At 70.5% G+C, this 2,775-nt stretch carries 4 protein-coding genes and 1 tRNA gene; 1 reads left to right on the top strand and 4 read right to left on the bottom strand.

From position 1 onward, the window contains the following. Nucleotides 1-178 precede the first annotated feature (178 nt). The 3 genes from FDZ70_08930 to FDZ70_08920 all read right to left on the bottom strand — a co-directional run bounded on the left by FDZ70_08930 (nt 179) and on the right by FDZ70_08920 (nt 1,196). Complete coding sequence (locus FDZ70_08930) at nt 179-520, bottom strand: hypothetical protein (protein ID TLM71231.1); 342 nt, start codon at nt 518-520, stop codon at nt 179-181. 116 nt (nt 521-636) lie between these two features. Next, nucleotides 637-713 (bottom strand) — tRNA-Ile (locus tag FDZ70_08925). 87 nt (nt 714-800) lie between these two features. Then, a complete protein-coding gene (locus FDZ70_08920) occupies nt 801-1,196 on the bottom strand; it encodes a YjbQ family protein (GenBank protein TLM71232.1) in 396 nt (131 codons plus the stop codon). A 102-nt stretch (nt 1,197-1,298) separates the two neighbouring features. Here FDZ70_08920 and FDZ70_08915 point away from each other — a divergent pair, with 102 nt between their 5' ends. Then, the gene (locus FDZ70_08915) at nt 1,299-1,799 is read left to right on the top strand and encodes a bifunctional nuclease family protein (protein TLM71230.1); all 501 of its coding nucleotides are present in this window, start codon (nt 1,299-1,301) and stop codon (nt 1,797-1,799) included. 16 nt (nt 1,800-1,815) lie between these two features. Here FDZ70_08915 and FDZ70_08910 read toward each other — a convergent pair. Beyond that, nucleotides 1,816-2,775: FtsX-like permease family protein (locus FDZ70_08910; protein ID TLM71229.1), on the bottom strand; the 960-nt coding region annotated here is incomplete at its 5' end.

Here is a 2,775-nt window from a genome sequence, read left to right as displayed (position 1 = left end):
CCGATGGACAGCGCGGTCGCCCGCACGCACGTGTCGGCGACGGTATGCCCGACGTACGGCTCCAGCGCATCGGTGACTGCGGTCGCAACGGTCACTGCGGACTCCCCCTCGTCGACTCGCCCACCCCGCGGCATCATAGCGCGCGGATCGCGCGCGGTGCCATACGAAGAATCCCGCGCTACAGCCCCGCGGCTCCGCCATCCGCGAGGAAGAGCGCCATCGCCGCGCCCTCGGCGTCGGTCAGCTCTGCACCGTTCGACCGCATCTGAGCGATCGTCGCCTGCCATTCGGCGAGGTCCTTCGAGGCCGACTTGATGCGGTCGAGGCCGTGGCACTTCGTGCATCGGTCCTTGATGACCGAGGCGACGTCCATCCCCGTCGGCACCGTCCCGGCGGCGCCCGCGCCCTCGCTCGTGCCGCCCGACGGCGTCGCCGCCTTCGGAGAGCACCCCCCGGCCGCCAGGCCCGAGGCGAGCAGGAACGCTGCTGCCGTGATCGTGACCGTGACCTTCGTGCGCATGATGCGCCTCCTCGTCCTCGCCGCGCGGTCCTCTCGCACACTCAGTCTACCCCGCGCGCGCAGGAACGCAGACACCCCGCGCGGGTGTCCCGGCGGGGCGTCCTTGGGAGTCTCGATGGTGGGCCCGCCGCGATTCGAACGCGGGACCTCACGGTTATCAGCCGTGCGCTCTAACCAACTGAGCTACGAGCCCATCTGTCCGGCCTTAGGCCGGGCGAGTCGCCACCTTAGCGCGGCGCTCGCGCGAGCGTCAAGCACGCGCCACGCGCCCGTACGGCGGCTACCCCCCGACCACCTGCACGTGCACCATGCGCGTGCGCGGGCCGTCGAACTCGCACAGGAACACCCCCTGCCACGTGCCGAGGACGGCCCTGCCGCCGCTGACCGGCAGCGTCGCCGAGCAGCCGGCGAGCGTCGACTTCACGTGGCCGTCGGAGTTGCCCTCGGCGTGCCGCCAGCCGGCGTGCCGCGGTGCGATCCGGCGCAGGCCGTCGACGAGGTCCGCCGGCACGTCAGGGTCCGCGTTCTCGTTCACGGTGACGCCGGCGGTCGTGTGCGGCACGAACACCAGCGCGATCCCCTCGGCCACGCCTGCCCCCGCGACGGCGCCGGCGACCGCCTCGCTGATGTCCACGAATTGCTCGCGTGCGGTGGTGCGCACCTCGAACGTCATCACGATGCGGTCCCCCTCGCGCAGCGGCGGCACGCTCCCGGGTATCCCGTATGATAGCGGCGATGGCCCGCTGCGACGGGATGCGAAGGAGGTGCAGCGCCCGAGATGGTCCGCGTCCGGATCGCCACCATCACCATGGACTCGAGCAACAGCGCGCCCGTCGTGCTGCTCCGACCCGTCGACGAGGATGGCGACTTCGTCGGCGACCGGGTGCTGCCCATCTGGATCGGGCACCCCGAGGCGATGTCGATCCTGCTCGGCCTCCAGGAGGTCCCCTCACCGCGCCCGCTCACGCACGACCTGTTCGTCGGCACCCTGCGCACCCTCGGCTACACCCTCGAGCAGGTGCAGGTCACGCGGCTCGACGGCGGCACCTTCTACGCCGAGATCGTGCTCTTCGGCCCCGAGGGCCGCATCGGCATCGACGCGCGCCCGTCCGACTCCATGGCGCTCGCCGTGCGCGAAGGCTGCCCGATCTACGTGTGCGAGGCCGTGATGGACGAGGCCGCCATCGTGCCCGAGCCCGCCGATGAGGACGAGGAAGAGCAGCTCGAGCGGTTCCGCGACTTCCTCGACCACGTCGACCCGAGCGACTTCATCCACTAGCGGCGCGGCACGCGGCCTACTCGTACCGCAACGCCTCGATCGGGTCGAGACGCGAGGCCTTCCACGCCGGGTAGACCCCGAAGAACACGCCGACCGCCGCGCTGAACGTGAACGCCAGCGCGACCGCCCACGCGGTGACCTCCGTCGGCACGACGCTCGACAGGGCGAGCGCGCCGCCCCAGCCGATGGCGATGCCGAGCCCGCCGCCGATGATAGAGAGCACGACCGCCTCGATCACTAACTGGCTCATGATGTCGTACGTGCGTGCGCCCACGGCCTTGCGGATACCGATCTCGCGGGTGCGTTCGGAGACGCTCACCAGCATGATGTTCATGATGCCGATGCCGCCCACGAGCAGCGAGATGCCGGCGATGCCCGCGAGCATCACGGTGAGCGTGCCGAGGATCTGTGACAGGATGCCGAGCGTCTGCTCCTGCGAGAAGACCGACAGGTCGCTGCCGAACCGCGGCCGCAGCGAAGCCTTCACCTGCGCCCGGATCAGGTCGACCGCCTCGGGGTCCTCGGCCTTGATGATGATCATCGAGATCGACCGCGTGTTCAGGATCCGCTGGGCGGTCGTCGCCGGCATGTAGACTTGGTTGTCCTGGTCGCCGGACATCCCGCCGCCCTGCTTCGCGTAGTGCCCGATGACCGTGAACCGCTGCCCGTTGATGCTCACCTGCTTGCCGATGGGGTCGGTGTTCGGGAACAGCTTGTCCTTCACGGTCGAGCCGAGGCCCACCACGCGCATCCCGCCCACGTACTCGCCGCGGTTGTACGCGCGTCCGCCCGCGAGGTCCGCGGTGAACACCTCCTCGCCGCGGTCCGTGCCGGCGGCGATGGTCGAGCGCATCGTCACGTTGCCGGACTTCAGCACCGCCGGCGCCTGGATCACCGGCACCACGATGGCCGAGTCGCCGAGCTTGCGCGCCACGCGGTCGGCGTCGTCGAGTTCGAACTGCTTGCGGATCGACGT

This window comes from Actinomycetota bacterium, from assembly GCA_005774595.1.
In the GTDB taxonomy this organism is placed as follows: Bacteria; Actinomycetota; Coriobacteriia; order Anaerosomatales; family D1FN1-002; genus D1FN1-002.
This window is presented reverse-complemented; position numbering and strand designations above follow the sequence as displayed.